This is a genomic window from Actinomadura sp. 3N407 (genome assembly GCF_052245875.1).
Lineage (GTDB): Bacteria > Actinomycetota > Actinomycetes > Streptosporangiales > Streptosporangiaceae > Spirillospora.
In genome coordinates, this window is sequence record NZ_JBQQBP010000001.1 from 626877 (window position 1) to 653000 (window position 26124).

A 26124-nucleotide genomic window follows, 5' to 3' on the forward strand; every position below is an offset into this window, starting at 1 on the left:
CGAAGTGACAGCCAAGACCGGCAAGGACGAGGCCGACGAGGTCGAGGCGGTCCCGGCCGAGGCGGAGACCGAGGAGACCGGGGCCGCGGCGAAGCAGGCGCGTCCCGCCGCCAAGCGCAAGCGGCGGGTGCGGGTGATCGAGGTCATCGACGACGAGGATCTCGACGAGGTCCTGGAGGCCCTCGACGCCGAGGACGCCGAGGTCGCAGAGGAAGCCGAGGAGGCGGAGGAAGCCGAGGAGGAGCCCCCCGCCCGTCCCGCCAAGACGGTGAATGCGGAGAAGGCGGCGGCCAAGCCGGCCGCGAAGCCGCGTCCGAGCCGCCTCGAACCCCCGGAGGATGACGCGGACGAGGAGGCGCCGAAGAAGGCGTCGGCCCGCGAGAGCACCGGGTCCTCCGGGGACCGCGCGGCCCAGCCGAAGATCTTCGGCCTCGGCATGACGCAGGCCATCGTGATCGTCGTCCTCGTCGCGCTGCTGGCGAGCCTGGCGATCTGGCAGTGGCGGACCGCGAGCGGCCTGTCGTCCGAGAAGGACGACCGGGAGGCCGTGAGCAGGGTCGCCTCCGCCTACGGTGACATGGCGTTCAATTACAACGCGCAGAACTACCAGAAGCAGGCGGACAAGGCCCAGGAGCTGATGGGCGGCGACCTGCTGGAGGACTTCAAGAGCACCACGCTGCCCACGGTGGCCAACGCCTTCAAGGCCGATCCCCAGGTGGTGCTGTCGTCCAAGACCAACCAGGTCTTCGTGGGCAGCCTCAACGGCAAGTTCGCCACGGCGGTGGTCATGGTGGACGTCTCGTTGAAGACGAAGGACGGCTCCGTCGACCAGCCGGCGACGCTGCTGCGGCTGTCCCTGGGCAAGATCGACGGCAAGTGGAAGGTCACCCAGCAGTATCCGTCGGGCGTCAACGACCAGAACAAGGGCCAGCAGGGGCAGCTCCCGAACGTCCCGACCGGCGGCGCGTCCACATCGCCGAAGCCGGACAAGAGCGAGAAGCCGGGGGACTGAGAATCCTCATGCAGGCGCCCCGCACGGAAGTTGTGCGGGGCGCCGCGCGTTGTGCGGAGAAGGGGTCCGGGGGACGGAGGCGCGGCATCATGTCGACCGTGACGAGGCAGGACGGACGCGGGACGGCTCCGGTCGTCCCGGACGAGGTGGTCCACGAGTTCGGTGTGCTGCTGGGCGCGGCCGCGGTGCTGGAGCGGATCGCGGGCCGCGAGCTGGAGCGCCGCTGCGGTATCCGGCACGCGGTGTTCGAGGTGCTGCTGAAGCTGTCGGGCGCCACCGGCGACCGCCCGCGGACGATGGGCGATCTGGCCGGTGAGCTGATCCTGACCAGCGGCGGCATGACCCGGATCATCGACCGGATGGAGGAGGCCGGCCTCGTCCGCCGTGAGCCGGCCCCCGGCGACCGCCGCCGCCAGCAGGTGGAGCTGACCGGCGCGGGCCGCGCGAAGCTGGACGAGGCGCTGCGGGTCCATGCCGAGACGCTCCGCGAGCATTTCGCCGGCCCGCTGACCGGCGATCAGCGCCGCGTCCTCGTGGACGCCCTGCGAACCCTCCGGACCACGGCCCGCGAAGAGCTCGGCACCCTCCACTGATCAGCGGGCGCAGCACGTGGAGTCCGGACTCTGGGACGGGGGTTGTCCATCCCTCACCCTTGATGGTTAGGTATGCCTAAGTTAGGTAAGCCTAACCTTCAATGTTGAGGAGGCATGGTGCCGCGAGCGGAGACATCGCAGAGCACGGAGACGACGGACGTGCCGACGGCGGCGGAGCGGGCGAGGACGCTCGCCTACGGCATCGCCGACGGCGTCCTGGTCGCGCCGGGCGTCCCGTACGCGCCCGTCCCGGTGCACTCGACCGACCGGGACGGCAGGCCGCTGCTGCTCGTCCAGACCGCCTCGCCGATCGCCGCCGCGCTCGCCGCCGAACCCGGCATGCCCGCCACGCTGCGGATCTCCGACGTCGCCCCGGTCGCGCTGGCCGACCGCGTCCGCGGGCGGGCCTGGCTGCACGGCCGGCTCACCGAGGTCCCCACCGGGGAACTGCGCACCGCCGCGTTCCGGCTCTCCCGCGCCCATGCCCGTCCCGAACTGCTCGACCTCGGCGACGAGCGGGCCGGCCGTGACGGCGGACGCGAGTGGACGATCCTGGCGCTGGAGGTCGCGCAGGTCGAGGTCGACGACGCGTGGGGGAGCGCCACCCTGGAGCCGGAGGAGTACGCGGACGCCGCGCCCGACCCGTTCGTCGCCATCGAGGCCGGTATCCTCACGCACCTGGACTCCGCGCACCGGGACGACCTGACGAGGCTGCTGCCCGAGTCCGTCCCGCCCGGGCCCGTGCGGCCGCTGTCGCTCGACCGGTACGGAATGTGGCTGCGCTGCTCCGCGCCGCCGCCGGGCGCGCCCTCGTCGTTCGATCTGCGGCTCCCGTTCGCCGAACCTGTCAGTGATCTCCACGGCCTGCGCCGCGTGTACCGGCGCCTGTTCGCCCGCGCCACCCCGTAGAGACCCGTAGTACGTACCGCCGCCGACCCGGACATACGTGTCGATTTGGCGGTGATCTCCCGGATGGCGGGAGGGGGCCCCGGCGGGTGATGCTCGGGTCTCCGGCCGAGGGACGCCGAGCGTCACCCGACCGGACGGCCCCGATCACCGGCTCGCCCTCGCGGGGTGGGTGAGCCGGTGACGGGAAACCGTACCGGGTCGCCGTGTCCGCCGGCGCCCCCGGCCGGGCCGGTGGTCCGGCGCCGCTGAGCATGCCGCGGAGCATGCCGGGGCGTGGTCCGGGCCACTGGTGACAATTGGCCGTTCCGCAGTGCCCGGTCGCGCCGCAGGCTGGAGACATGACCGGACACCATCCGCAGACCCGAGCCGTCCACCCGCCCGTGATCTACCCGGCGGGCAGCCGCCCGATCGGCGTGCCGATATACCAGGGCCACCTGTTCTCCTTCGAGGCCGCCGACGGCCTGGCCGCCGCGTTCCAGGGCCCGGACGAGGCGTTCATGTACGCCCGGATGGGCAACCCGACCGTCCGCTCCCTCGAACAGGCCGTCACCGAACTGGAGGGCGGTGCCGGGACCCTCGCCACCGCGTCCGGCATGGGCGCGGTCAACGCGGTGCTGATGGGCCTGCTGCGCGCCGGCGACCACGTCATCGCGCAGACCGCCCTCTACGGCGGCACGTACGCGCTGTTCCAGGGCCTCGCCGACCGGTGGGGCGTCGAGGTCACCTACATTCCCGGCGACGACCCCGCCGAGGTGCGCGACGCGATCCGTCCCGCCACCCGGCTCCTCTACCTGGAGACGATCGCCAACCCCACCACGCACGTGACGGACCTGCCCGCGTTCACCGCGGCCGTCCGCGGGACGGACGTGCTGACCGTCGTCGACAACACCTTCGCCCCGCTCCTCTGCAAGCCCATCGACCACGGTGTCGACATCGTCGTCCACTCGACGACGAAGTACCTCGGCGGGCACGGCGACGTCATCGGGGGCGCCGCCGTCTTCGCCGACCCGGACCTGCACCGCCGCATCTGGAGCCACGCCCTGGAACTGGGCTCCGTCGCCGACCCGTTCGCCGCGTGGCTGACCGTGCGGGGACTCGCGACGATGCCGATGCGCGTGGCCCGCCAGAGCGCGTCCGCGCTCGACCTCGCCGGCCGTCTCGCCGCGCACCCGTCCGTCTCCCGCGTCCACTACCCGGGACTGAGCGACCATCCGCAGCACGAGGTGGCGCGGCGGATGCTGCCGGACGGAAGCGGCGGCGTCCTCGCCTTCGAACTGGTCGGCGGCCGCGACGCGGGCGGCGCCTTCTCCGAGGCCGTCCGGCTCATCGGCCTCGGCCCGTCGCTCGGCGCCGTCATGTCGCTGGTCATGCATCCCGCGAGCACGTCCCACCGCCAGATGGACGCGGCGTCCCTCGCCGCCGCCGGGATCGGCGAGGGAACCGTGCGGCTGTCCATCGGCCTGGAGGAGCCCGACGACCTGTGGGCCGACATCGAGCAGGCCCTGGCCAAGGCCGGCTAGAGGTAGAACCCGGCCGCGGAGGCGGGGGCGTCCTGGCTCTCGGGACGCGTCTCGCCCTTGCGGAGCGCGACGAGTTCGGCGAGCGTCGCACCGTCCGCGCCGATCTCGTCGGGCGCCGTGTCCGTGCCGTCCAGCCACGACACCGCCTCGGCCCGGGTGAGCGGGCCCACCTCGATCTGCGCGAGGCACCGGCCGGGGCGGACGACCGCCGGGTGCAGCATGGCGAGGTCCTCGTTGGTGGTGATGGCCACCAGCACGTCCCTGCCCTGCCCGAGCATCCCGTCGGTGAGGTTGAGCAGCCGCGACAGGCCCTGGCCCGTCGACTGCTTGGCCTCACCGCGGATCAGCTCGTCGCAGTCCTCCAGGATGAGCAGCCGCCAGCGGCAGTTCTCGTCCTCGTCGTCCCCGACCGCCACCTCCATCAGATAGGCGGGCGTGCCGAACAGCGCCTCGGGGTCGAGCACGCAGTCGGACTGGCACCAGCCGTTCCAGGCGCGGGCGAGGGCGCGCAGCGCGGTGGTCTTGCCGGTGCCGGGCGGGCCGTGCAGGAGCAGCAGCCGCCCCGACACCTCCTCGCGGGTGAGGCTCATCACGTCGTCGAGCGCCGCGGCGACCGGCGCGGTGTAGTTGCGCCGGATGTCGTCCCACGTGTCGGCGGTGATCGCGCGCTCGCTGCGGACCGGGCCGTGCACGCCCATGTGCCAGAAGCCCATCTCGACGCTGGTCTCGTCGACCTTCGGCGGGTCCGTCGCGTCCTTCACCGACTCTTCGAGGACGGTCTCGGCGAGTTCCTCGGTGACGGCGGAGACCGCGACGTACGCGACGCCGCTCTTCCACCGGTTCGTCAGCAGGGTCCAGCCGTCGCCCTCGGCGAGCACCGACTCCTTGCCCTTCTCGTGCGCGACCCGGACGAGCCGGGCGGCGTCCGGGCGCAGCGGCGCGTCCGCCCGGACGTGCTCCAGCCGCGTCGAACGCGACCACGGCTGCTCGCCGGACGCGAACGGGCGCAGCGACAGCACGTCCATCACGTCGGCAGGCGAGTTGTTGTCGCTCAGGTTGAAGACCACGGGCAGCGTCGACTCGGACCCCGGGTCGGTGACGTTCTCCCGGGGTCCGACGAGATGCAAGACCTCCTGGGGCCTCTCCTGCGACATGGTCATGGCATCGATGATCAGGGCAGGCGGCGGACCGCGTCCACCGAATTAGCCGGGCGCCGGCGCCCGTGTCGCGAGCGGCGCCCGCGAGTCAGGAGCCCTCCCGGGTCTCGCGCGCCTCCCGGGCGGCCTTGCGGGCCTCCGCCTCTTCGAGGTCGAGTTTCTCGGCCTCCTCCGGCGTCGGCGCCGTCCCGCCGAGGTAGGCGGGCTGCCACCACGTCTCGTCCGACCGCGGGACGTCGGGGTACTCGCGCTGCGCCCTCTCCAGCAGCTCCGACATCCGGGCGTGCAGATCCCGGGTGACCTGGTCGTAGTCGTCGCCGCGCTTGGGGTACATCGGCTCGCCGACCAGGATCGTCACCGGTACGCCGCGCTGCAGCAGCCGCCGCTTGCGGCCCTTGGTCCACAGCCGCTGCGGGCCCCAGATCGCGACCGGGACCAGCGGCACCTTGCCCGCGACGGCCATCCGCACCGCGCCGCTCTTGATCTCCTTCACCGTGAACGAGCGGCTGATCGTCGCCTCGGCGAACACCCCGACGATCTCGCCGGACTTCAGCGCCTTCAGCGCCGCCGCGTAGGACGAGGCGCCCGCGTTCCGGTCCACCGGGATGTGGTGCATGCCGCGCATCAGCGGCCCGCCGATCCGGCTGTCGAAGATCTCCTTCTTGGCCATGAACCGCACCAGCCGCTTCGCCGGGTGCGCGGCGAGGCCGGCGAAGATGAAGTCGAGATAGCTGACGTGGTTGCTGACGAGCACCGCCCCACCGGTGCTGGGGATCTGGTCCGTTCCCTCCAGACGGATCTTGATTTTCAGGGTCTTGAAGACCCCGAGAGCCGTCCTGATCACCGGCGGGTACACGATTTCGGCCATGGGAGCACCGTACTTGAGCAGCTCATGATCAGCGAGTGTCTGCGGGGATCGCGATGGATCACACAACGGGCCCGAACTCTGAGAAGGTGGGGTTGTGACGTGATCCGCTGATGGGTGAAAGGGGATGAGCATGGAACCGTTGGACGCGGCGGCGGACGTGCACGCGCTCATCCGCGACGTGCTGCCCGCCCTGGCGCCCAGCGCCTGGTTCGACTCCGGTACCTCGGAGGTGGTGCTCCCAGTGGGCCGGTCGGAGGCTCGGGCCTCCAGCTGGACGGTACTGGAACGCTGTGCCCGCGAGCCGCGTTCCGCATGGCCGCGGGTCGTGGACGAGTGGGTCCGCGAGGTCGGTGACCGCGCGTTCCTCGCGGTCGGCGAGATGGAGCTGTTCGGCGACGTCCGGGAGCTGCTGCGGCTGCGCATAGTGCCCAAGCTCGCGCCCAGCGACCGTGAGGGCCTCGTCGTCGTCCCCGCCGGGGACCACTTCGACGCGATGGTGATGATCGAGCATCCCCGCTACGGCGGCCCGCTCACCAAGGCCCGCGCCGGTCTCCTCGGCCTGCACAAGCTCGGCTACGTGATGACGAACACCCATGACCGCGAGCTGGCCGACGTGGCCGTCCGCACCCAGCCGCTGCTGCCGGGCCGCAACGTCCGCGTCGTCACCAAGCCGGGCAGCCGCTACGTGTCGGCGCTGCTCAGCGAGGTCGACCAGTTCCTCCCGGGACCGAACGAGCACGGCGCCCTCGTCGGCGTCCCGTGCCACAGCACGCTGCTGCTGTACCCGATCACCTCCACGGCCGTCCGCGAGGTCCTCCCCGTGTTCGCCGACGTCGTCCGTGAGATGCACGCCGACGCCGACGACCCGTGCGCCCCCGGCGTCTACTGGAGCCACGGCGAGCGTCGCCTGACCCCCCTCCCCGCGAACCCGGGGGCCTCCCCCGAATTCTCGACGTTGCTGCACCGCCTCCCCGAAGAGTGAGACCTCACCCCTGGGCCGTGCTCAGGGAGTCTCCAGGGCTCAGGGGAGTTTCCAGTCGACGGGAGGCGCGCCCTGCCGCTCCAGGAGCTGGTTGGCGCGGGTGAAGGGGCGGGAACCGAAGAAGCCGCGGTCGGCGGAGTAGGGGCTCGGGTGCGGGGACTCGATGCACGGGACGTCGCCGAGCATCGGCTTGAGGTTGCGGGCGTCGCGGCCCCACAGGACGGCGACGAGCGGGCGGCCGCGGGCGGCGAGTGCGCGGATGGCCTGTTCGGTGACCTCTTCCCAGCCCTTGTCGCGGTGTGAGCCGGGCTTGCCGGGCATCACGGTCAGCGACCTGTTGAGGAGGCAGACCCCCTGCTCCGTCCACGGGGTGAGGTCGCCGTTGGACGGCTCGGGGTGGCCGAGGTCGTCGCAGTACTCGCGGAAGATGTTGACCAGGCTGGCGGGCAGCGGCCGGACGCCGGGCGCGACGGAGAAGCTGAGGCCGACCGGGTGCCCGGGCGTCGGGTAGGGGTCCTGGCCGACGATGAGGACGCGCACGTCGTCGAACGGCTGGGTGAAGGCCCGCAGGATGTGGTTCCCGGCGGGCAGGTAGCGGCGTCCGGCGGCGACCTCGGCGCGCAGCCAGTCGCCCGCGGCGGCGATCGTGCCGGCGACCGGTTGCAGCGCGGTCGCCCAGCCCGCTTCGACGATCTCCGGGAGTGGTCGTGCCGTCATGGGGCACCACCCTAGTGCGATGATCATGCCGCTGACTGGTTGATCAGGTTTGTGAAGTTTTCTGACCGCATCAGGCCGGAAGAAGGCAAAATCTTTACAGGCTCACTTGAAACCGGCAGATGAACCCGGTGAAACGTCCTGTTAAGTGCTGGTTACTTCCTATCGGCCCACGTTGACCTGCGCTCCCGAACGGCATAACTCCTTGGAGGACAGGGCAGGCGCAGAACGAGCGGACGGACGAGAGCATGAGCCAGCTGACCACCGTGGACGCCACCTTCCTCCACGCCGAGACCGGCACCACCCATGCCCACATCGCCGGGCTGGGCATCGTCGACGCGGGCACCTGCCCCGGCGGCCGGCTCACCGTGCCGCTCGTCGCCGAACTCGTCCGGAGCCGCGCGCACCTGGCCGCCCGCCCACTGCGGCAGCGGCTCGTCCAGGTCCCGCTCGGCCTCGACCACCCCTACTGGGAGGACGACCCGGACTTCGCCCCCGAGCGGCACATCACCGAGATCGGGCTCCCGGCGCCCGGGACCGACCGGCAGCTCGCCGACATCGTCGCGATGCTCCACGAACAGCCCCTCGACCGCACCCGCCCGCTCTGGGAGATGGTCCTCATCCAGGGCCTGCTGGGCGGCCGGACGGCGGTCTACGTCAAGGTGCACCACGCGGCCATCGACGGCGTGATGGCCGCCGAGACGCTCGCCGCGCTGCTGGACCTGTCGCCCGAGCCCCGCGACCTGCCCGCCGACGAGACCGCCCCCGCCCGCGCGCCCGGCATGGCCGGCATGCTCGGCACCGGGCTGCTGAAGGCCGCGCTGCATCCCGTCCGCAGCGCCCTGTCGGTCGCGCGCACCGCCCCGTACCTCGACGAGATCCCCGGTCTCGCGGCCGTCCCCGGAGTCGGGCTGATGTCGTCGGCCGTGCAGGGCGCGCTGCGCCGCCCCGGGCTGCCCAGGACGCCGCGCAAGAGCGCCCCGCCGACGCCGTTCAACCGGCCGATCGGCCGCCGCCGCTCCGTCGCCTGCGGTGAGCTGCCCCTGGACGAGATCAAGCAGATCAGGCGGGGCCTCGGAGGCAGCGTCAACGACGTGGTCATGGCGCTGTGCGCGACGGCGCTGCGCAAGTGGCTCGACAAGCGCGGCGACCTGCCGGACCGTCCGCTCGTCGCGGCCGTCCCGGTGTCGCTGCGCCGGCGCGGCGCCGCCGCGGAACCGGGCAACCAGGTCTCGATCATGACGACGGCGCTCGCCACGCACGTCCCCGACCCCGCCGACCGGTACACCGCCGTCCGGCAGGACATGGACGTCGCCAAGCGGCGGTTCGTCGGCTCGTCCGGGAACTGGGTGCGGGAGATGAGCGGCATCCTCCCCGCGCCCATCGCCGGCGCCGCCACGCGTTTCGCGCTGCAGGCCGCCCCGGCGATCTCGCTGCGCCCGGTCAACCTGCTCATCTCGAACGTGCCGGGCCCGCAGTTCCCGCTGTACCTGTGCGGCGCGAAGGTCCTCGGCTACTACCCGATCTCCGTCATCTCCGACGTCAGCGGCGGCCTGAACATCACCGTCTTCTCCTACGACGGCCGCGTGGACGTCGGCATCGTCGCCTGCCGCGACCTCGTCCCCGACCCGTCGGAGATCGTCGACCACCTGGTGGACGCGCTGGACGAGCTGAAGGGCCTCAGCCGCGAGGCGCTCGGCGAGGAATGAGCGACCGGCGGTGCCGCCACGCCAGTTCCAGTGCGGCGGCACCGGCCGGCTGCATGGGCCGCGGGACCGTCCCGTCGAACGGCGCCATCGACACCTCGCCCTCGTCGTTGACGGCGACCAGGCCGCCGAAGAGGCCGCCGAACGTCTCGCCGTCGATGACGACGACGGTGAGGAGGTCGAGCGCGAACGTCAGCGGATCGACGCCGAGCCCCAGGAAGTACGCCCGGAGGCGTCCCCTTTCGCGGGCGGCGGTCATCGCCCGGTGGAAGGGCCACTCCTCCTGGACGAAACCCTCCCCGTAGTCCTCGCCCATTCCGAGCAGTTCTTCGGCGTACTCGCGGACCATGCACGGCCACAGGCCGGGCGGCTCGTCGCCGAGCGGCTGGAAGACCCCGACCGGCATCACCTGGTGGAGACCGCCGGCGTGCGCGACCTTCGCCGGGTCCCGCCAGTGCAGGACGTACGAACCGGTGGTCGTGACGGTCACCGTCGTGATCGCCGCCAGTGCCGCCCGGCGGGTCAGGTCGCACGGGTCGCCGACCCGGGTGCGCAGCGGCAGCCCGTCCACCCCGGCCGCCAGCTCGTGCGCGGCGGACTCGCCCACGTTCACGCCGTCGAAGTACCGGGCGGGACCGAACCGGAGCACCGGCGGGGCGGCGGCGAGGAGGCGGTGGCTCGGGCGGTCCTCGAAGACCCTGGGCGGCGCGAGAGCGGCCATGGCCTCCGCGTACGTGCGGTGCCCGGCGGGCAGCCCGTCCGGCGGATCTGCGATCGCCGGCGGGACGGGCCGCGCGTCCCACTCCAGCCGCACCGACTCCAGCGGAACCGGCGCGGCCGGGATCCACTCCTCGCGGCACAGCAGCGGCGTCCCCGCGACGCGCGGCGCGTCCGGGTACAGCCCGCCCGCGGTCTCGCCGAGCGGGCCGCGGGCGGCGTCCAACGCCGCCCGCTCGTCCCGCCACCGCCGCTCGCCGGCTCGCACGCCGCCCACCCTAGGCGGCGAGCTTCTCGGCGATCTCCGCTTCGATCAGATCGAAGTTGATCATCGCGGCGGCCATCGAGCCGGCGGAGGCGGCCATGACGACCTGGGCCATCGGGGTGACGACGTTGCCCGCCGCCCACACGCCGGGGACGCTGGTCCGCCCGGTCGCGTCGACCTTGACGAAACCGTCCTCGCCGATCTCGCAGCCGAGGTCGGTCAGCGGTCCGGCCTTCGCGACGAACGTCGGCGCGACGAACACGGCGTCGCAGCCGAGCGTGGAGCCGTCCGACAACTCGATGCCGGTGACGCGGTCGTTCTCGACGACGACGCGCCGGGCCTCGCTCTCCACGACGCGGATGCCGCGCACGTCCAGGCGGGTGGCGTCCTCCCCGTCGGGGGCCTTCTGCGTAAGCAACGTCACGTCCGGCGACCACTGGCTCAGCAGCGTCACCTGGTGCACGGACTGCGGGGAAGTGGCCAGCACGACGATCCTCTTGTCCCGGACCTCCCAGCCGTGGCAGTACGGGCACATCTGCACCTCGCGGCCCCACCGCTCCAGGAGACCGGGAACGTCCGGCAGGACGTCGGTCACGCCCGTGGTGACGAGCAGTTGCCGGCCCCTGAGCCGGGTGCCGTCGTCCAGGGTGACGACGACGCCCTCGGCCGCGTGCTCGACCCTCCCGTCGATGATCTCGCCGCCGTAACCGCGCACCTCGGTGCGGCCGACCTCCAGCAGGTTCCCGGGCGGCATCCCGTCGCGGGTGAAGAACCCGTGCATGTGCTCGGCGGTCGCGTTGCGCGGCTCGCCCGCGTCCACCACGGTGACGCTGCGGCGGGCGCGCGACAGCACGAGGGCGGCGCTGAGCCCGGCCGGGCCGCCACCGATGATCAGTACGTCTCTTTCAGCTGTTTCCGTCATACCGGGAGGATGCGCGAGGGTCCGCGAACTTGACAAATCCCTTTGCCGATTCTGCAATGAGCGCATGGAGACCACGGAAGACGTCCTGGCCGGGGTGGGGCCGAGACTCAGGAGGCTGCGGCAGGAGAGGAACGTCACGCTGACCGCGCTCGCCGAGGCCACCGGCATCTCGGTGAGCACGCTGTCGCGGCTGGAGTCGGGCAAGCGGCGGCCGAGCCTTGAGCTGCTGCTCCCGCTCGCGCAGGCCCACCACGTTCCGCTGGACGAGCTGGTCGGCGCCCCGGAGGTCGGCGACCCGCGGATCAGGCCCCGCCCGCGCCGCCTGCACGGGATGACCGTGCTGCCGCTGACCAGGCGTCCCGGAGGCGTCCAGGCGTACAAAATGATCATCCCGGAGCGGACGCCGCCGCCCGAGCCGAAGACCCACGAGGGCTACGAGTGGCTGTACGTCCTGAACGGGCGGCTGCGCCTGTTCCTCGCCGGCCGCGATCTCGTGCTGGAGCCGGGGGAGGCCGCCGAGTTCGACACCCGGCTGCCGCACTGGTTCGGCGGCGCCGGCGGGAGCGTCGAGGTGCTCAGCCTGTTCGGGCCGCAGGGCGAGCGGCTGCACCTGCGTGCCCGGCCACGCCGAACGTGACATAAATTGGCTATCCGTGCAGACTGCGGAACAACCCCTGGATTCCCCCGAGAAACCGAAGGCCGCCCCCATCGCGTGGGCGCTGTGGGGCATCGGCGTCCTCGCCTACGCCACGGCGGTACTGCACCGGACGTCCTTCGGCGTCGTCGGCCTGGACGCCGTCCACCGCTTCGACGCCTCCGCAGGCATCCTCGCGTCCTTCACCGTCCTGCAGCTCCTCGTCTACGCGAGCATGCAGATCCCCGTCGGCCTCATGCTCGACCGCATCGGCCCGCGCCGGATGGTCGCCGGCGGCGCGCTGCTCATGGCCGCCGGGCAGGCGCTCATGGCCGTCTCCACCGACATCGGCACCGCCATCGCCGCCCGCGTGATGGTCGGCGCCGGCGACGCCATGACGTTCATCAGCGTCCTCGGCATCGTCGTGACCTGGTTCCCCGGCCGGTACGTCCCCGTCGTCACGCAGTTCACCGGGCAGCTCGGGCAGCTCGGGCAGATCCTCAGCGCGATACCCCTGGTCGCGCTGCTGCACGGGCCCGGCTGGGGCACCGCGTTCGGCTCGGCCGCCGCCCTCGGCGTCCTCATCGCCGTGCTCGCCTTCGCCACCCTCCGGAACGGTCCGGCCCGCGCCGAAGTGCCGACACTGCGCGAGACCGGAGCCAACCTCGCGGGGGCCTGGCGCCACCCAGGCACACGCCTCGGCCTCTGGTCGCACTTCGTCACCCAGTTCACCTCCCACACGTTCGCGCTGATGTGGGGCTACCCGTACCTGGTGTCCGGCCAGGGCATGAGCCCCGCCGCCGCCTCCGCGCTGCTGACGATGTTCGTGCTGGTCGGCGTCGTGGCGGGCCCCTTCATCGGACGCCTCGTCAGCCTCTACCCGCTGCGCCGCTCCTGGCTCGTCCTCGGCATCGTCGGGCTCAGCGTGGCGGCCTGGGCGGCCGTCCTCGCCTGGCCGCCGCCCGCCCCGTCCTGGCTGCTGGTGATCCTCGTCCTGTGCGTCGCGCTCGGCGGCCCCGGCTCGATGATCGGCTTCGACTACGCCCGGACGTTCAACCCGCCCGGACGGCAGGGCACCGCCACCGGCATCGTCAACGTCGGCGGCTTCTTCGCCTCCCTGGTCACGATCCTGCTGATCGGGCTCGTCCTGGACGTCATGGCGCCGGACGGCGACTTCACGCCCGAGGCGTTCCGGGCCGCGTGGACCGTCCAGGTCGGCATCTGGGCCATCGGCATCGCGGGCGTCCTGCGGACCCGCACCCTGGCCCGCCGCCACGCCGGCCTGACCGGCCGCCGGTGATCAGGCGCGCAGCTCCAGCGTGCAGCACTTGGGCCCGCCGCCCGCCTTGCGCAGCTCCGACAGGTCCACCGGGACGGGCTCGTACCCGCGCTCCCGCAGGGTCTCGATCAGCTCCACCGCCTCCGCGTTGATCACCACGTTGCGCCCGTCGCACACGGCGTTGAGGCCGAGCACCGCCGCGTCCCGCTCACCCGCGAGGATCGCGTCCGGGAACAGCCGCTCCAGCACCGCCCGGCTCCCGGGCGAGAACGCCCCCGGGAAGTAGGCCACATTCGCGCCGCCGAGGGGGAACAGAGCCGTGTCCAGGTGGTAGAACCGCGGATCGACGAGCCGGAGCGTCACCACGGGCCGCCCGAGGAACTCCTGCGCCTCCTGATGAGCCGCGATCTCGGTCCGGAACCCCGTCCCGGCGAGAATCACGTGGTCCAGCGTGAGGAAGTCGCCCTCACCCTCATTCGTGTGCTGCGCCTCCAGCACGTCGGCGAACCCGTTCTCCTTCAGCCACCCGGCGTACGCGGGCCCCTCCGCGTGCCGCTCCGCATGCGTGAACCGCGCCCCGTACACCCGCCCGCCGACGACCAGGGCGCCGTTCGCCGCGAACACCATGTCGGGCAGCCCCTCGACCGGGTCGATGAGACTCACCTCGTGCCCGAGCGCCAGGTACGCCGCCCGCAGCGCCTCCCACTGCTCCACGGCCCTCCCGGTATCGGCACCGCGCACCGGGTCCATCCACGGGTTGATCGCGTACGTGACGGCGAAGTGCTCGGGACGGCACATCAGATAGTGCCGCCGCAGCGCGGTCCGGGCAGTGCGCGGCTCCATTGCCGGCATGACGCTCATGCATGTCTCCAGGGGAACGTCCGAAGGGATCGACTCATCGGAAGCCTAGGAGCGAACCGCCCGCGATCCAATGCGCCAACCTTGCGATGACCAGGCACTTCGTTGCGCGTTTCCCGCCAAGGAGCGTCATTCATTGCGCGCCCCGACCGCACGCCGCCCGGCGTCCGCCAAGGCTCTGCCGACCCAAGGCCCGAGCAGCACCCGCACTCCCTCCGCCGCCCTCACCGGATCGGCGCACGGCCCCAGCAGCACCCCTGTCGACGACCGGAACCACGCCGCCCGGCCACCTTCGGCGCTTGGGACGAGGGCCACGGCAATGCTCTCGCCGGCCACCGGCATTCGAGCGTCCACGACCCGCAACAGCGGCAGGCCGTCAGTCACGCGCAGCGTGCACGTCCAGCCGTCGTCCGCGAGGACGCTCGCCAGCCGCCTCAACAGCGCTTCCGCGGCAAGCCCCGTCATCGAGACGTGCTCCTCGACAGGACGCGCTTGAAGACCGGCGCCTCGGACTGCGGTTCGAGCACCTCCAAGACCTGCGTCCACCACACCGTCTTGCCGCCCTCGGCCCCGGGGTGCCAGCCCCACCGGTCGGCGCACCCGGCGACGACGGCCATGCCCCGGTGCCCCTCGTCGGTGTCGGACGCCGCCACGAGCCGAGGGAACCCCGGCTCCGGGTCGGTCACGTCCACCCGGAGCCGCCCGTCCATCAACCGGACCCGAACCCACACCACGCCACCGGCCCGCAGCCCGGCCCGCACGTGCCGGACGGCGTTGGTGACGACCTCGGACGTCAGCAGCACCGCGACATCGATGTCGGCCTCCTTGACGCCCCACCCGGCCAGCGCCTCCCTCACAGCCCGCCGAGCGTCCCCGGGCGCCCGCTCGTCCAATCCCCACACATACGTCCGCGCAGCCTGACTCGCGCGCGTGATGCCGCCCCGCCTCAGCGTGGTGTTCCGGTGTTCGTCCATGGTCGCCCTCTCGTCTTCTCGGACGCGGGACGCGAGTCCCGCTTTACTCAGTGAAACCGTGCGCACACGGACCGAGAAAGGCGACAATGAAGGCGTTGGAGGGACACAAGTCCGCCCGCCTCCCCGGTCGAAGGGTGCCCATCCCATGACTGATCAGCCACGTCCCCCATGGGCTGCACGTCTCGAAGCCGAACGCCGCGCCCGCGGATGGGGTCCGTTCAAGGCGGCCCGCCGTCTCTACGCGGCCGCCGGCATCGACCACCCCGACCTGAGCCAGGTCAAGAACCTCTCCCGGCAGATCAACCGCCACGAGAAAGGAGAGGTCTTCCCCGCCGACTGGGGCTCCGCCTACGCCACCGCGTTCGGAATGGAGGAAAAGGACCTTTTCGGGCAGGGATCGACCGATCACCCGGTGGGTACCGTAGACGCGAGCCCTATTCCCGACGATGGGGACGACGACGTGAAACGCCGCGCCGCACTCCAACTGCTCGCAGCCCTCGGCGCCGGAACGGCCGTCCCGCCGGGAACCCTGGAAGAGATCCTCTCCAGCATCGACCGCGCGACCGGCCAGACCGCCGATCTGGCCGAATGGGAGCGTGCCGTCCATGAGTACGGCCAAAAGATCATGGTCCGGCCGACCGGGGCGCTAATCGGCGATTTGACGGCCGACATCATCGCCGTGGGACAACTGCTCGAACAAGTTCGTGCGCCGCAGGAGCAGGCCGGGCTACTACGCGTCAGCGCGGGACTGTCAGGCCTCTTGGCGATCGAGTTGGGCGATGCCGGTGAAGAGCGTTCCGCCCGGATAACGTGGGCCGCCGCCCGCCGCGCCGCCGACGCGTCCGGCGATCGTGACCTGCAAGTATGGACGCGTGGCAGAGCGGCGCAGGACGCGTTCTGGGCGCGACGGCCATGTCAGGTTGTCGACGCTCTAACGGATGAAGCCATTGCCATCGCTGGTGGCGTGCCGTCTGCCGGGCTGGCCCGCGCGCACGTTGCACGCGCATATGTCGCGGCAGACCGAGGTGACAAAGGCCAGGCCCGCGCCTCACTGGACAAGGTCAAGGACACGCTCGACTACCTGCCGCACCGGACCGAGCAGACGGTCCTGGAATTCCGTGAGAGTCAGATGCGGTGGGCTGAGTCCTATGTGTTCAGCCAGCTGGGTGACAACCAGGTGGACGAGACGCTCGCGCAAGCTACGGCTCTCTACCCGCGAACTGCCCAGGGGCCGATTACGAACCTGAACGTGATGAGAGCGATGGCACTCGTTAAGGCCAGGGAGATCAATGCTGGCCTTCAAAGTGCTGTAGCCACCCTGCATAACCGACCGGAAGCCGTGACCGCCGGTACCAGGCACCTCGCGGGCCAGATGCTCTCCGCGCTCCCCGACCAGGCGCGGGCGCTTCCGGCGGCCCGGGAACTGCGCGTCCTCACGTCCGCCACCTGAGTGACCGTGCGGAGCGCCCGTCAGCAGGCTAGGCGGGGAGTGTGAACGAAAGGTTCGCGGCGGAGCGGTGGTGGATTCGCTGGCGGCCGTCGTGGATGCGCATGCGGAAGGACTCGGGGCCGGGACGGTCCGCTTGCCGCCACGCTTCCCAGACGGCCTCAACGGCGTCCCACAGCCGTAGTGGACCTGCTTGCTGGACGCGCCACTCCCCGTCGTCCGGTGTGAGGGTGGCGGCGGAGCCAGATGTGACGTCTATGACGTGCATGGCGTCCCCGGCCGTCACAAGTTGCGCGTTGGAGACGGCGAGCTGGGCGAGGAACCGTCCGAAGAAGCCTTCCTCCGTCGCCTCGTCGAGGCGTTCCGGGCTATGCCGGACGGGGCGGGCCTCAGCATCCCGTGTGAGGGCCGCCCAGTGCGCTGGGTTTCCCGGTTCCGGACGTTCCTGGACACGCGCAGCCATGAAGGAGAGGATGAGGAAGGGGCGCCACCGACCCGAGGAACGGGCCGGCCCCAGTCGGGTTCGTCGCCATCGAACTGAGTGATCAGCGTGGTGTCGGTGTAGACCGCCTTGAGCCAGCGTTCCCGGTCGATGGCTTCGGTGACCGGTTCCCAGACGGTCAGCGCGTCATCGGACCGCTGCCGGAGTCGGCGTAGAAACCCGGAACGAATCGGTGCCGGGCACGGACTCCACCGCGCGCCGCCACATCGGGTCGTGCACGGCGCATCCCGCAACGAGGTCTGCCCGCAGCCGTTCGGGACGGACCGGCATGATCCCGTCCTTCGAGTGTTGCGTTTATTTCGATAGTTGCGCATACTGCGACTAGGAAGGGAGGCAGTCATGATCGGTGTCCAAGTCAGGTCGATTGAGCCGGGAGCGATAGATGCCCAGGCCGCCGAGCGTGCGGTTCGGCGCATCAAGGACTACCTCATGCAACATCCGGATGAGGAGACGATCCGGGTCGCCGGGGAGCGGGGTGTCGAAGAGCCCCTGATCCTTCCACGGGATGCTGTGAGCCTGCTCGCGTTCATCCTGGCCCAGGCGGCCGAGGGGAGGGGAATCTCAGTCATCCCATCCCGCGCCGAGTTGACCACCCAGCAGGCAGCGGACCTGCTGAACGTGTCACGGCCGTACTTGATCGGCCTTTTGGAGGCCGGGACGATCCCGTACCGGATGGTGGGCCGGCATCGCCGTATCACTGCCGAGGCCGTCCTGGACTACAAACGCCGCGACGACCTTGAGCGGCGGACCGCCGCGGACGATCTCGCCGCCCTCGGGCAGGAACTCGGGATCTGATCATGCCCTTCGTCGTGCTTTACGACGCCAACGTCCTCTACGGCAACACACTGAGAGACCTGCTAATCCGCATCGCTCAGGCCGGTGGGGTGCAGGCCAAGTGGACGCACCGGATCCTGGACGAGATGCTCACCAATCTTGCGGCAGCCCGTCCCGGCATTCCGGCGGAGAAGCTCCTGCGGTTGCGTGGACTCATGAATGCCGCCGTTCACGACTGTCTGGTCGAGGGGTACGAACCTCTGATCGAAGGCTTGAAGCTTCCGGATCCAGATGATCGGCATGTGCTCGCTGCCGCGATCAAGGCCGGTGCGCAGGTCATCGTCACGTCCAACTTGAAGGACTTTCCGGCGGCGGCGATGGAGGTCTGGAATCTCGAGGCCAAATCACCGGATGATTTCGTGCTCGACCAGATAGATCTGGACGATCGTGTGGTGTGGGCCTGCGTCCAGCAGATCGTCGACTCCCGCGTGAACCCTCCGGAAACGATCGAGGATGTCCTCGATGCGATGGAGCGGGCCGGTCTTGTGGAATCAGTCGCCGCCCTGCGGAGCGGCCGACAAGCCCTCTGATCCATGCGTGGGGCCGGACGTCCAGTGACTCCGCGCGGTGCCCCTGTGGTCGCAGAAGTGGTCCAGCCGGGCGGTGAGTGTCGGCAGGAACGATGGATTCGCTGGTGGCCGCCATGGATGTGCACGCGGAAAGACTCTGGGCCTGGACGGCCCGCCGCCCGCCACGCTTCCCAGGCGGCTTCAACGGTGTCTCATGGCCGTACCGCACCGGCCTGCTGGGCGCGCCACCCCCGCCGTCCGGTGTGAGGGTGGCGGCGGAGCCAGTGGTGACGTCCATGATGTGCATGGCGTCCCCGGCTGTACGAAGGACGTGGAACGGACACGACTTCCTCGCCACGACGGCTTCACGCATGCGGTGTGCGTCGCATAGGCAACCCAGCTGCCCAGGCAGGTCGCCTCGTCCAAACGGGTATTGATCGACCGATCAGCCGGTGGGTACAGTGCACGCGAGCCCTATTTCCTCCACCGTTATCGGCGGGTTTGCGCCGGTGCGCCGGGTTTCGGTGTTGCCGCCCGTACGGCCGGTACGGGAGTGCTGCTCATGAGACCCGACGACACCCCCCGTGGGCTGACCGGCGATGCCTATGTCGCCCGGCAGAGCTGGCGAGTCAATCTGCCGACCCTGGTGGCCCTCGGTGCCGTGGACGTGTTCTTCCTCTATCGGACGATTCGGTATCCCGAGCCCGGCCTGGTCGCTGTGCTGGCGGTGTTCGGCGCGGTGACCGCCCTCGCGGCCTTTTTCATCGTGAGGCCGATACGTCGCGGGGAGGTGTCGTTCGCGGTGGACTCCGGTGGCGTCTACTTCGGTCCGAGCCGCCACCGGGATGAAACAGCGCTGGTCCCCTGGTCGTGGATCGACTGCATCGTGACCTTCGATCTGATCTTCCGCGTGAGAAACGGCCGAAGGGTCCGCCGCCGTTGCGTGGGGGTCGAGCTCAACGCCATGGGCGTCGCCGAACGGATGGGCGGCCTGGGCGGCCTGCCCAGGCCGCCGGAGGCACCGCCGCCGACCGCGGAAGAGCAGGAGTTCTTCGAGGCGGTGCTGGCTCCCTGGCTAGGCATGCTGGCCGAGCCGTCGCTGGTGTCGCGACCGATCGAGGGCTGGCGGCTGGACATGGAAAGCCTGGCCAAGGCGGTCATGCGCTTCGCGCCGGACAAGCCGATCGAGCGCCGCCCCACCCGCCGTGAGCCGGGCGTCGCACGCCTCGCGCTGACCGCCGCCTGGGAGGCCCACCAGAACCAGCAGCGCTTCTGGTGGCGCTAGCGGGCGCATAGGACCCCGGCCAGGGGATGGATCACGGCTGCCCCCGGTGACCTCTGCGGGAGGTCACGCCTTCCATGGCGTGGTTGTGGAGGGCGTTCAGTTGGAGGCGTAGGGCCAGGCGGGTTTGGGGGGACGACAGGTCTAGTGCGGTTACCTCGGCCATTCTGCGTAGGCGGTAGCGGAGGGTGTTGGGGTGGACGTCCAGGGCCTGGGCTGTGCCCTTTGGGTCGCCGTAGTGGTCGAGCCAGGCGGCGAGGGTCGGGAGGAACGCCGTGCCGTGGGTCTCGTCGTGGGTGCGTAGGGCGGGGAGGGGGCCGCCGAGCAGGCCGGATTCGGTTCCCATGGCCTTGCGGGCGCGTTCGACCACTACGGCGTCCCAGGCTTCCTCCAGCAGGATCAGGCCCGGGGTGAGTCGGCCCGACGTGACAAGGGCGGCCAGTTCGGCGGCCTCGGCTCGGGAGCGGGGGAGTTCGTTGTGGGAGTTCGCGGGGCCGCCCGCCGTCGCGTACAGGTCGGGGTCGTGTGCGCGGACCTGGGTGAGGACGTGGTGCAGCCAGGGCATCGACCCCGCGTCCGTCGCGTGTGGGCGGTCGGTCAGGACGGCGTAGAGGGCGTCGTCCAGGTCGACGAGGAGGGGGCGGTGCCAGCCGAAGCGGTGGGTGATCGCGTCCCACAGGTCGAGGTGCTGCCGGACGTCCTCGTCGCCGGTTCCGAGGGTCACGACGCGCCAGGGCGGGGTGGGGGCGGTGATCTGGGCGCCGTCGCGAAGTGCGGCGCGGAGCTGGTCGTCCGACACCCGGCGGGCCACCCCGGCTTCGGCGCGCAGGCGCAGGAGGTGCAGGGCCAGGACGGACGCCAGGTCGGTGAGGCGCTGGACGCGGTCCGGTGGGATCGGTGTGCGGGCCACCACCCAGATCGAGCCGAGCCATTCGCCGCCGGCGCGGACGGGGATGACGAGGCGGGGCAGCATGCCGTCCGGGCTCTCGGGGACGAGCACGGGGTCATTGGAGCGGGCCAGTTTGCGGAACACGCCGGAGGCGCGGAGGTGGGCGATGACCTGGGGCGGTACGCGGCGTCCCACGATGGTGGAGACGCGGGCCGGGTCGGTGGTGTCCTGGCGGCCCGAGTAGGCGAGGACGCGTGAGCGGGCGTCCTCGATGGTCACCGGCGCGTCGGCGATCTCGGCGGCCGTGTCGGCGAGGGCGTACAGGTCGTTGTGGACGCCCTGCGCGCCGGGCGGCCCGGGGAGGGGTGCGTAGGCGCGGTCGATGGCGCCGCGCACGAGCCAGACGACGTGCGTCCAGGACGTGTCGGGCTGCAGTTCGATGAGCGCCGGCCGCAACCGCCTCGCGGCCGCCGTGACCTCGGGGGCGTCGGCGAGCGGTGCTTTCAGGACGACGCCGTCGGCGCCCGCCGCGTCGGCCCGTTCGAGGAGGGCGACGGCGTCGGCCGGGCCGGTCACGCCGACGCCGAGGACGATCTCACCCGGCTGCCCGGCCGGTTCGCCCGGTTCGGCGAGGACGACGTCGTGCACCTGCCCGTCATGGCCGTCCTCGACCATGCGCAGCAGCCCCGGGCCCAGGGATTCGACAAGGTCGGTCAAGCTGATCATCCGGCGCCCCCTTGTGCTGTTCACACTATGCGGCTCGGCTCGATTGGCCGAAGGCGACAGAGACTCCGTTCGTGTGGCGGGCGACCATCGAAGTGTCGTCAATCACAAGGAGATGAGCGGGCATGGCTCTCGACACGCGTCCGCGCCGCGTCGCCGTTGTGGGCGCCGGGATGGTCGGTCTGTCCACCGCCTGGTTCCTGCAAGAGCACGGCGCCGACGTCACCGTTCTCGACCGCCGGGACGTGGCGGCGGGAGCGTCCTGGGGCAACGCCGGCTGGCTGACGCCCGGCCTGGCGACCCCGCTTCCCGAGCCGGCCGTCCTCTCCTACGGCGTGCGGGCGGTGCTCAGCCCGTCGTCGCCGGTCTACGTCCCGCCGAGCGCCAGCCCGCGCCTGCTCAGGTTCCTCGCCGGGTTCGCCCGCAACAGCACGGCGGCCCGGTGGCGGCACGCGATGGAGTCGCTGGTGCCCATCAACGGCCGCGCACTGCAGAGCTTCGACGCGCTGACTGAGGGCGGCGTCAAGGCGAAGACCAGGGACGCCGGGTCCTTCCTCGCCGCGTACCGGACGGCCGATGAGCGCCGCGTCCTGCTGGAGGAGATCGAGCACATCCGCGAGGCCGGGCAGACCCTGGAGTTCGAGGTCCTCAGCGGGGACGAGGCGCGCGGGATCCAGCCCGCCCTGTCCGGCGAGATCGGTGCGGCGGTCGTGCTGCGCGGGCAGCGTTTCATCAACCCCGGCGAGTTCGTGCACGCCCTCGCCGACTCCGTCCGCGACCGCGGCGGCAAGATCCGGGCGGGCGCGGAGGTCGGAGACATCCGCGACGAACCCGGCGGCGTCGCCGTCCGGACGACGGGCAACGACTTCGAGACGTTCGACACGGTCGTCATCGCGAGCGGAGTGTGGCTCGGCGACCTCGCCCGGCGGTTCGGCGTCGGCGCCCTCGTGCAGGCGGGTCGCGGCTACAGCTTCAGCGTGCCGGTGGACCGCGTCCCGGACGGCCCGGTGTACTTCCCGTCCCAGCGGGTGGCGTGCACGCCGCTGGGCGACCGGCTGCGCGTGGCCGGGATGATGGAGTTCCGCCGTCCCGAGGCCCCGCTCGACCCGCGCCGGGTCAAGGCGATCGTCGAGGCCGTCCGTCCGCTGCTGCGCGGCGCCGACCTGGACGACCGGCAGGACGAGTGGGTCGGGTCGCGCCCCTGCACCCGCGACGGCCTGCCTCTGATCGGCGCGACCCGTTCACCGCGGGTCTTCGCCGCGGGCGGGCACGGCATGTGGGGCATCACGCTCGGCCCCGCCACCGGGCGCCTCCTCGCCGACCAGATCGTCACCGGCGAGCGGCCACCGGAGTTGGCCCCCTTCAGTCCGCTCCGCTGACGACCTGGGGGTTTGGGCGGTTCTGGCGCTTTCGTCCGGACGAAGGGGCTTGGCGCGCTACCGTCACGGGGTGATCTAGACCCGTGGCGGGAGGGACGCCGATGGACGAGGTGCGCACGGCCACCGCGCCGCTGACCCGGGCGCAGAAGATCCTGGCGGGGGTCGGCGGGCTGTTGTTCGCCGGGCTCGCCGGCCTGGGCGGCTACGGCTCGTTCGCCTCCGTCCGGGACGTCGCCGAGCCGTGGTTCGGCGCCCAGGCGTGGATCGTCCCCGCCGGCGTCGACCTCGGCATCCTCGCCCTGGTCTCGGTCGCGCTGCTGCTGGAGTGGCTGGCCATGCCGATGCCGGCGCTGCGCTGGATGGCGTTCGCGTTCACCGGCGCCACCGTCTGGCTGAACGTGTCGGCCGCGCACGGCGACCCGACCGGCATGGTGATGCACGCCGCGATGCCTGTGCTGTTCATCACCTTCATCGAGGCCGTCCGGCACGCCATCCGCCGCCGCGCCGGGATCGCCGCCGGGACCGTCCGCGAAGGCGTCCCGATCGCGCGCTGGCTGCTCGCCCCGTTCTCGACGTTCCGGCTGTGGCGCCGCATGGTGCTGTGGCAGATCACCTCCTACCCGCAGGCCCTCGTCGCCGAGCAGCGCCGCCGCCACGCCCTGGCCCTCCTCGGCGACCACTACGGCCGCAGGTGGAAGTCCAGCGCCCCCGCCGACATCGTCTGGATGCTGTCCGACGGCGTCATGCTCGACCAGGCGTTCACCCGCGTGAGCGAACTCACGACACCGGAGCCCGAGAAAGAGGACGTCCCGGCGACACCGCCTCGCCGTCAGCCACAGCGCAAGGCCGCGCCGCGCAAAGCCCCCCAGCAGCAGATTCCGCGCAGCGTCGCCACCGACAACGAGGCCCGCGCGCTGTCCATCATCGACGCCGAACCCGGCATCACCGGCGCCGAACTGGGACGCCGCCTCGGCATCAGCTCACGTCAGGGCCAGAGACTCCTGAGCCGCCTGACCCGCCCCGCCCCCGCCTCGGCGACCCGCGCGTCCTGACCGGTCACGTTTCCTTCTCCCGCTTCGTCAATGCGATGAAACCTAGAGAAGGAGAGAGCGTGAGCAAGCACGACTGGACCGCGATGTACGCGATGCACAACGCTCTGCGCAGAGAACTGGAGCAACTGGCCAAGGTCACCGCCAGGACGGACGACGACCCCCGCCGGATCCTGGCCGTGGCCGTCGGCTGGGAGCTGTTCAAGAAGTCCCTGCACGTCCACCACACCGCCGAAGACGAGGCGCTCTGGCCGGCCATGCGCGAAACCCTCGCGTCCCGTCCCGACGATTTGGCCCTCCTGGACGCGATGGAAGCCGAGCACGCCGCCATCGACCCGCTCATCGAGGCCATCGACAACGGCTCGGAGCCGCTCGGCGACCTGGTGGACGCCCTGGCCGCCAACCTCACCGCCCACCTCAAGCACGAGGAGGACGCGGCGCTGCCACTGATGGACGCGACCGTGACCTTCGAGCAGTTGCAGCATTTCGGCCAGGTCCACGCAGCCGGAATCGGCCCCGACGCCTCGCGTGTGTTCCCGTGGTTGCTGGACGGCGCCAGCGAACAGACCATCGCGACCATGCTGGCCCCGCTGCCCGAGCCGGTCCGCGCCGCCTTCGAGAACGACTGGCGGCCCGCCTACGACGCCCTCACCCGCTGGCCGACCCCCTGACCGGACCCACCGGCGTGCCCGCGCCCCGCGGGCACGCCGCTCGGCCGGGTCAGAGATTGATCATGTGGCCGGCGAGGCCGTGCACGGCCTCCTTCATCGCCTCGCCCAGCGTCGGGTGGGCGTGCACGTTGCGGGCGACCTCGTTGACGGTCAGGTCCCACTGCTGCGCCAGCGTCAGCTCGGGCAGCAGCTCGGTGACCTCGGGGCCGATCATGTGCGCGCCGAGGATCTCGCCGTACTTGGCGTCGCTGACGACCTTGACGAACCCGTCGCCCTCGCCCATGCCGAGCGCCTTGCCGTTCGCGCTGTAGGGGAACTTGGCGGTCTTGACGTCGTAGCCCTGCTCCTTCGCCTGCGCCTCCGTCCAGCCGAAGCTCGCGACCTGCGGCTGGCAGTACGTGGCGCGGGGGATCATCACGTACTCCAGCTCCATCGTCTCGGCGTCGGCGATGGTCTCGGCCGCGACGATGCCCATCGCCTCTGCGGCGTGCGCGAGCATCAGCTTCGCGGTCACGTCGCCGATGGCGTAGATGTGCGGGACGGACGTGCGGCAGCGGCCGTCCACGTCGATGGCGCCGCGCTCGGTGAGCTGCACGCCGGCCTTCTCCAGCCCGTAGCCCTCCACGTTCGGCTGGAACCCGATCGCCTGCAGCACCTTGTCGGTCTCGATGACCTGCTGGGCGCCGTCCTTGCCGGTGACGGTGACCTTCACCTTGTCGCCGGAGTCGTCGATCGCGTCCACGCGGGTGGAGGTCAGCACGTCCACACCGAGCTTGCGGTACCGCTTGGCCAGCTCCTTGGACACGTCCGCGTCCTCGTTCGGGACCATCCGGTCGAGGAACTCGACGATCGTGACCTTCACCCCGTAGTTGTGCAGGATGTAGGCGAACTCGACGCCGATCGCGCCCGCGCCCGCGATGACGATGCTCTCGGGCAGCTCGGAGCTGAGGATCTGCTCCTCGTAGGTGACGACGCGTTCGGACAGCGACGTGCCCGGCAGCAGCTTGGTGTGCGCTCCGGCCGCGATGATGCAGCTGCCGAACGTGACGGTCTCGCTGGAGCCGTCCGCCCGGTCGACCTGCAGGGTGTTCGGGTCGGTGAACGTGCCCCGCCCGTCATAGGACGTGATCTTGTTCTTCTTCATCAGGAACTGGACGCCCTTGACGAGCTTGTCCGATACCTGGCGGCTGCGCTGGTGGGCGACGCCGTAGTCGAACGAGACCCGCCCCTCGACGTTGATGCCGAAGGTCTTCTGCTCCTGGGTGAAGATGTGCGCCAGTTCGGCGTTGCGCAGCAGCGCCTTCGAGGGGATGCAGCCGACGTTGAGGCAGACCCCGCCCCAGTACCGCTCCTCGATGATCGCCGTCTTCAGCCCGAGTTGTGCCGACCGGATCGCGGCGACATATCCACCCGGGCCCGCGCCCAGGACCACGACGTCAAAGTGTTCGCTCATATCCATGGACGATATTCGGCGCCGCCGGTGCTCGCATCCCGGGCGTACGGGGACGTGCTCCGGCCGGGGTGCCGTTCGTGAGGCGGATGTCACGTACTGTTAGTGTTTTGGGTGGCCTTCCGCTGGTCAGTGATCCCGGAAGGCGGGGCGGCGCGCGAGCGACGCGAGCCCCTACCGTCCCGGCCGCGGAGCCCGGTGGCGCCCCCAGGAACGGCCTGCCGTGCCGATGGAACCCCGTCGAACCGATGGAACATCGTGCCCGGGCCCGGTCGTTGT

Annotated in this window: 26 protein-coding genes; 15 read left to right on the forward strand and 11 right to left on the reverse strand. The window is 71.1% G+C overall.

The genetic code is table 11. The annotated features are described in order from the left end of the window. The first annotated feature begins 4 nt into the window (after positions 1–4). From ACTWPP_RS02940 to ACTWPP_RS02955, 4 genes are all read left to right on the forward strand, one after another. Positions 5–1012, forward strand: a complete 1008-nt coding sequence (locus ACTWPP_RS02940) for a hypothetical protein (RefSeq protein ID WP_443102470.1) — start codon at positions 5–7, stop codon at positions 1010–1012. A 98-nt stretch (positions 1013–1110) separates the two neighbouring features. Next, positions 1111–1605 (forward strand): MarR family winged helix-turn-helix transcriptional regulator, encoded by a 495-nt coding sequence (locus tag ACTWPP_RS02945; protein WP_443102471.1) that lies wholly within the window; start codon positions 1111–1113, stop codon positions 1603–1605. A gap of 114 nt (positions 1606–1719) precedes the next feature. Beyond that, the gene (locus ACTWPP_RS02950; RefSeq protein WP_443102472.1) at positions 1720–2514 is read left to right on the forward strand and encodes a DUF2470 domain-containing protein; all 795 of its coding nucleotides are present in this window, start codon (positions 1720–1722) and stop codon (positions 2512–2514) included. 338 nt (positions 2515–2852) lie between these two features. Continuing rightward, positions 2853–4034: a trans-sulfuration enzyme family protein gene (locus ACTWPP_RS02955; RefSeq protein ID WP_443102473.1), complete on the forward strand. Its 1182-nt coding sequence runs from the start codon at positions 2853–2855 to the stop codon at positions 4032–4034. Here the strand turns inward: ACTWPP_RS02955 and ACTWPP_RS02960 are convergent. Together ACTWPP_RS02960 and ACTWPP_RS02965 are read right to left on the reverse strand one after the other, a co-directional pair. Beyond that, complete coding sequence (locus ACTWPP_RS02960; protein WP_443102475.1) at positions 4031–5194, reverse strand: DUF5925 domain-containing protein; 1164 nt, start codon at positions 5192–5194, stop codon at positions 4031–4033. The genes ACTWPP_RS02955 and ACTWPP_RS02960 overlap by 4 nt on opposite strands. 85 nt (positions 5195–5279) lie before the next feature. Beyond that, positions 5280–6059, reverse strand: coding sequence for a lysophospholipid acyltransferase family protein (locus tag ACTWPP_RS02965; protein ID WP_443102476.1), 780 nt, complete (start codon positions 6057–6059; stop codon positions 5280–5282). Positions 6060–6189: 130 nt separating this feature from the next. Between ACTWPP_RS02965 and ACTWPP_RS02970 the strand changes: the two genes are divergently transcribed. After that, positions 6190–7041, forward strand: coding sequence for a hypothetical protein (locus ACTWPP_RS02970; RefSeq protein ID WP_443102477.1), 852 nt, complete (start codon positions 6190–6192; stop codon positions 7039–7041). 39 nt (positions 7042–7080) lie between these two features. Here the strand turns inward: ACTWPP_RS02970 and ACTWPP_RS02975 are convergent, their stop codons facing one another. Continuing rightward, positions 7081–7758 (reverse strand): uracil-DNA glycosylase, encoded by a 678-nt coding sequence (locus tag ACTWPP_RS02975; RefSeq protein ID WP_443102478.1) that lies wholly within the window; start codon positions 7756–7758, stop codon positions 7081–7083. Between the two features lie 245 nt (positions 7759–8003). Here ACTWPP_RS02975 and ACTWPP_RS02980 point away from each other — a divergent pair, with 245 nt between their 5' ends. Further along, positions 8004–9464 (forward strand): WS/DGAT/MGAT family O-acyltransferase, encoded by a 1461-nt coding sequence (locus ACTWPP_RS02980; RefSeq protein WP_443102480.1) that lies wholly within the window; start codon positions 8004–8006, stop codon positions 9462–9464. Here ACTWPP_RS02980 and ACTWPP_RS02985 read toward each other — a convergent pair. Next, the gene (locus ACTWPP_RS02985; RefSeq protein ID WP_443102481.1) at positions 9436–10446 is read right to left on the reverse strand and encodes a hypothetical protein; all 1011 of its coding nucleotides are present in this window, start codon (positions 10444–10446) and stop codon (positions 9436–9438) included. The genes ACTWPP_RS02980 and ACTWPP_RS02985 overlap by 29 nt on opposite strands. Positions 10447–10456: 10 nt before the next feature. Then, a complete protein-coding gene (locus tag ACTWPP_RS02990) occupies positions 10457–11365 on the reverse strand; it encodes an NAD(P)/FAD-dependent oxidoreductase (protein ID WP_443102482.1) in 909 nt (302 codons plus the stop codon). Between the two features lie 64 nt (positions 11366–11429). On the opposite strand from ACTWPP_RS02990, the gene ACTWPP_RS02995 reads away from it, so the two are divergent. After that, entirely contained in the window at positions 11430–12002 is a 573-nt protein-coding gene (locus tag ACTWPP_RS02995; protein ID WP_443102483.1) for a helix-turn-helix domain-containing protein, read from the forward strand. Between the two features lie 16 nt (positions 12003–12018). Then, positions 12019–13299 (forward strand): MFS transporter, encoded by a 1281-nt coding sequence (locus ACTWPP_RS03000; protein WP_443102484.1) that lies wholly within the window; start codon positions 12019–12021, stop codon positions 13297–13299. Here the strand turns inward: ACTWPP_RS03000 and ddaH are convergent, their stop codons facing one another. From ddaH to ACTWPP_RS03015, 3 genes are all read right to left on the reverse strand, one after another. Continuing rightward, positions 13300–14139, reverse strand: a complete 840-nt coding sequence (gene ddaH, locus ACTWPP_RS03005; RefSeq protein ID WP_443102485.1) for a dimethylargininase — start codon at positions 14137–14139, stop codon at positions 13300–13302. Between the two features lie 126 nt (positions 14140–14265). Further along, on the reverse strand, positions 14266–14601 hold the full coding sequence (locus ACTWPP_RS03010; RefSeq protein ID WP_443102486.1) for a hypothetical protein: 336 nt from the start codon (positions 14599–14601) through the stop codon (positions 14266–14268). Continuing rightward, positions 14598–15110 (reverse strand): ATP-binding protein, encoded by a 513-nt coding sequence (locus tag ACTWPP_RS03015; protein ID WP_443102487.1) that lies wholly within the window; start codon positions 15108–15110, stop codon positions 14598–14600. The genes ACTWPP_RS03010 and ACTWPP_RS03015 overlap by 4 nt, the downstream gene beginning before the upstream one ends. Before the next feature lie 145 nt (positions 15111–15255). Here ACTWPP_RS03015 and ACTWPP_RS03020 point away from each other — a divergent pair, with 145 nt between their 5' ends. After that, positions 15256–16560 (forward strand): XRE family transcriptional regulator, encoded by a 1305-nt coding sequence (locus ACTWPP_RS03020; RefSeq protein WP_443102488.1) that lies wholly within the window; start codon positions 15256–15258, stop codon positions 16558–16560. Between the two features lie 28 nt (positions 16561–16588). On the opposite strand, the gene ACTWPP_RS03025 is transcribed toward ACTWPP_RS03020, so the two are convergent. Next, complete coding sequence (locus ACTWPP_RS03025; RefSeq protein WP_443102489.1) at positions 16589–17020, reverse strand: hypothetical protein; 432 nt, start codon at positions 17018–17020, stop codon at positions 16589–16591. Positions 17021–17365: 345 nt separating this feature from the next. Between ACTWPP_RS03025 and ACTWPP_RS03030 the strand changes: the two genes are divergently transcribed. From ACTWPP_RS03030 to ACTWPP_RS03040, 3 genes are all read left to right on the forward strand, one after another. Next, on the forward strand, positions 17366–17854 hold the full coding sequence (locus ACTWPP_RS03030; protein WP_443102490.1) for an excisionase family DNA-binding protein: 489 nt from the start codon (positions 17366–17368) through the stop codon (positions 17852–17854). Positions 17855–17856: 2 nt separating this feature from the next. After that, entirely contained in the window at positions 17857–18423 is a 567-nt protein-coding gene (locus ACTWPP_RS03035; RefSeq protein WP_443102491.1) for a PIN domain-containing protein, read from the forward strand. A gap of 541 nt (positions 18424–18964) precedes the next feature. After that, entirely contained in the window at positions 18965–19687 is a 723-nt protein-coding gene (locus ACTWPP_RS03040) for a hypothetical protein (RefSeq protein ID WP_443102492.1), read from the forward strand. 31 nt (positions 19688–19718) lie between these two features. Here the strand turns inward: ACTWPP_RS03040 and ACTWPP_RS03045 are convergent, their stop codons facing one another. Next, positions 19719–21299: a helix-turn-helix domain-containing protein gene (locus ACTWPP_RS03045; protein WP_443102493.1), complete on the reverse strand. Its 1581-nt coding sequence runs from the start codon at positions 21297–21299 to the stop codon at positions 19719–19721. Between the two features lie 122 nt (positions 21300–21421). Here ACTWPP_RS03045 and ACTWPP_RS03050 point away from each other — a divergent pair, with 122 nt between their 5' ends. The 3 genes from ACTWPP_RS03050 to ACTWPP_RS03060 all read left to right on the forward strand — a co-directional run bounded on the left by ACTWPP_RS03050 (position 21422) and on the right by ACTWPP_RS03060 (position 24395). Beyond that, positions 21422–22675 (forward strand): NAD(P)/FAD-dependent oxidoreductase, encoded by a 1254-nt coding sequence (locus ACTWPP_RS03050; protein ID WP_443102494.1) that lies wholly within the window; start codon positions 21422–21424, stop codon positions 22673–22675. Between the two features lie 101 nt (positions 22676–22776). Continuing rightward, entirely contained in the window at positions 22777–23727 is a 951-nt protein-coding gene (locus tag ACTWPP_RS03055) for a DUF2637 domain-containing protein (RefSeq protein ID WP_443102495.1), read from the forward strand. Between the two features lie 59 nt (positions 23728–23786). Next, complete coding sequence (locus tag ACTWPP_RS03060; protein WP_443102496.1) at positions 23787–24395, forward strand: hemerythrin domain-containing protein; 609 nt, start codon at positions 23787–23789, stop codon at positions 24393–24395. 49 nt (positions 24396–24444) lie between these two features. Here ACTWPP_RS03060 and lpdA read toward each other — a convergent pair whose 3' ends face one another. Continuing rightward, positions 24445–25848 (reverse strand): dihydrolipoyl dehydrogenase, encoded by a 1404-nt coding sequence (gene lpdA / locus ACTWPP_RS03065; RefSeq protein WP_443102497.1) that lies wholly within the window; start codon positions 25846–25848, stop codon positions 24445–24447. Positions 25849–26124: the final 276 nt, after the last annotated feature.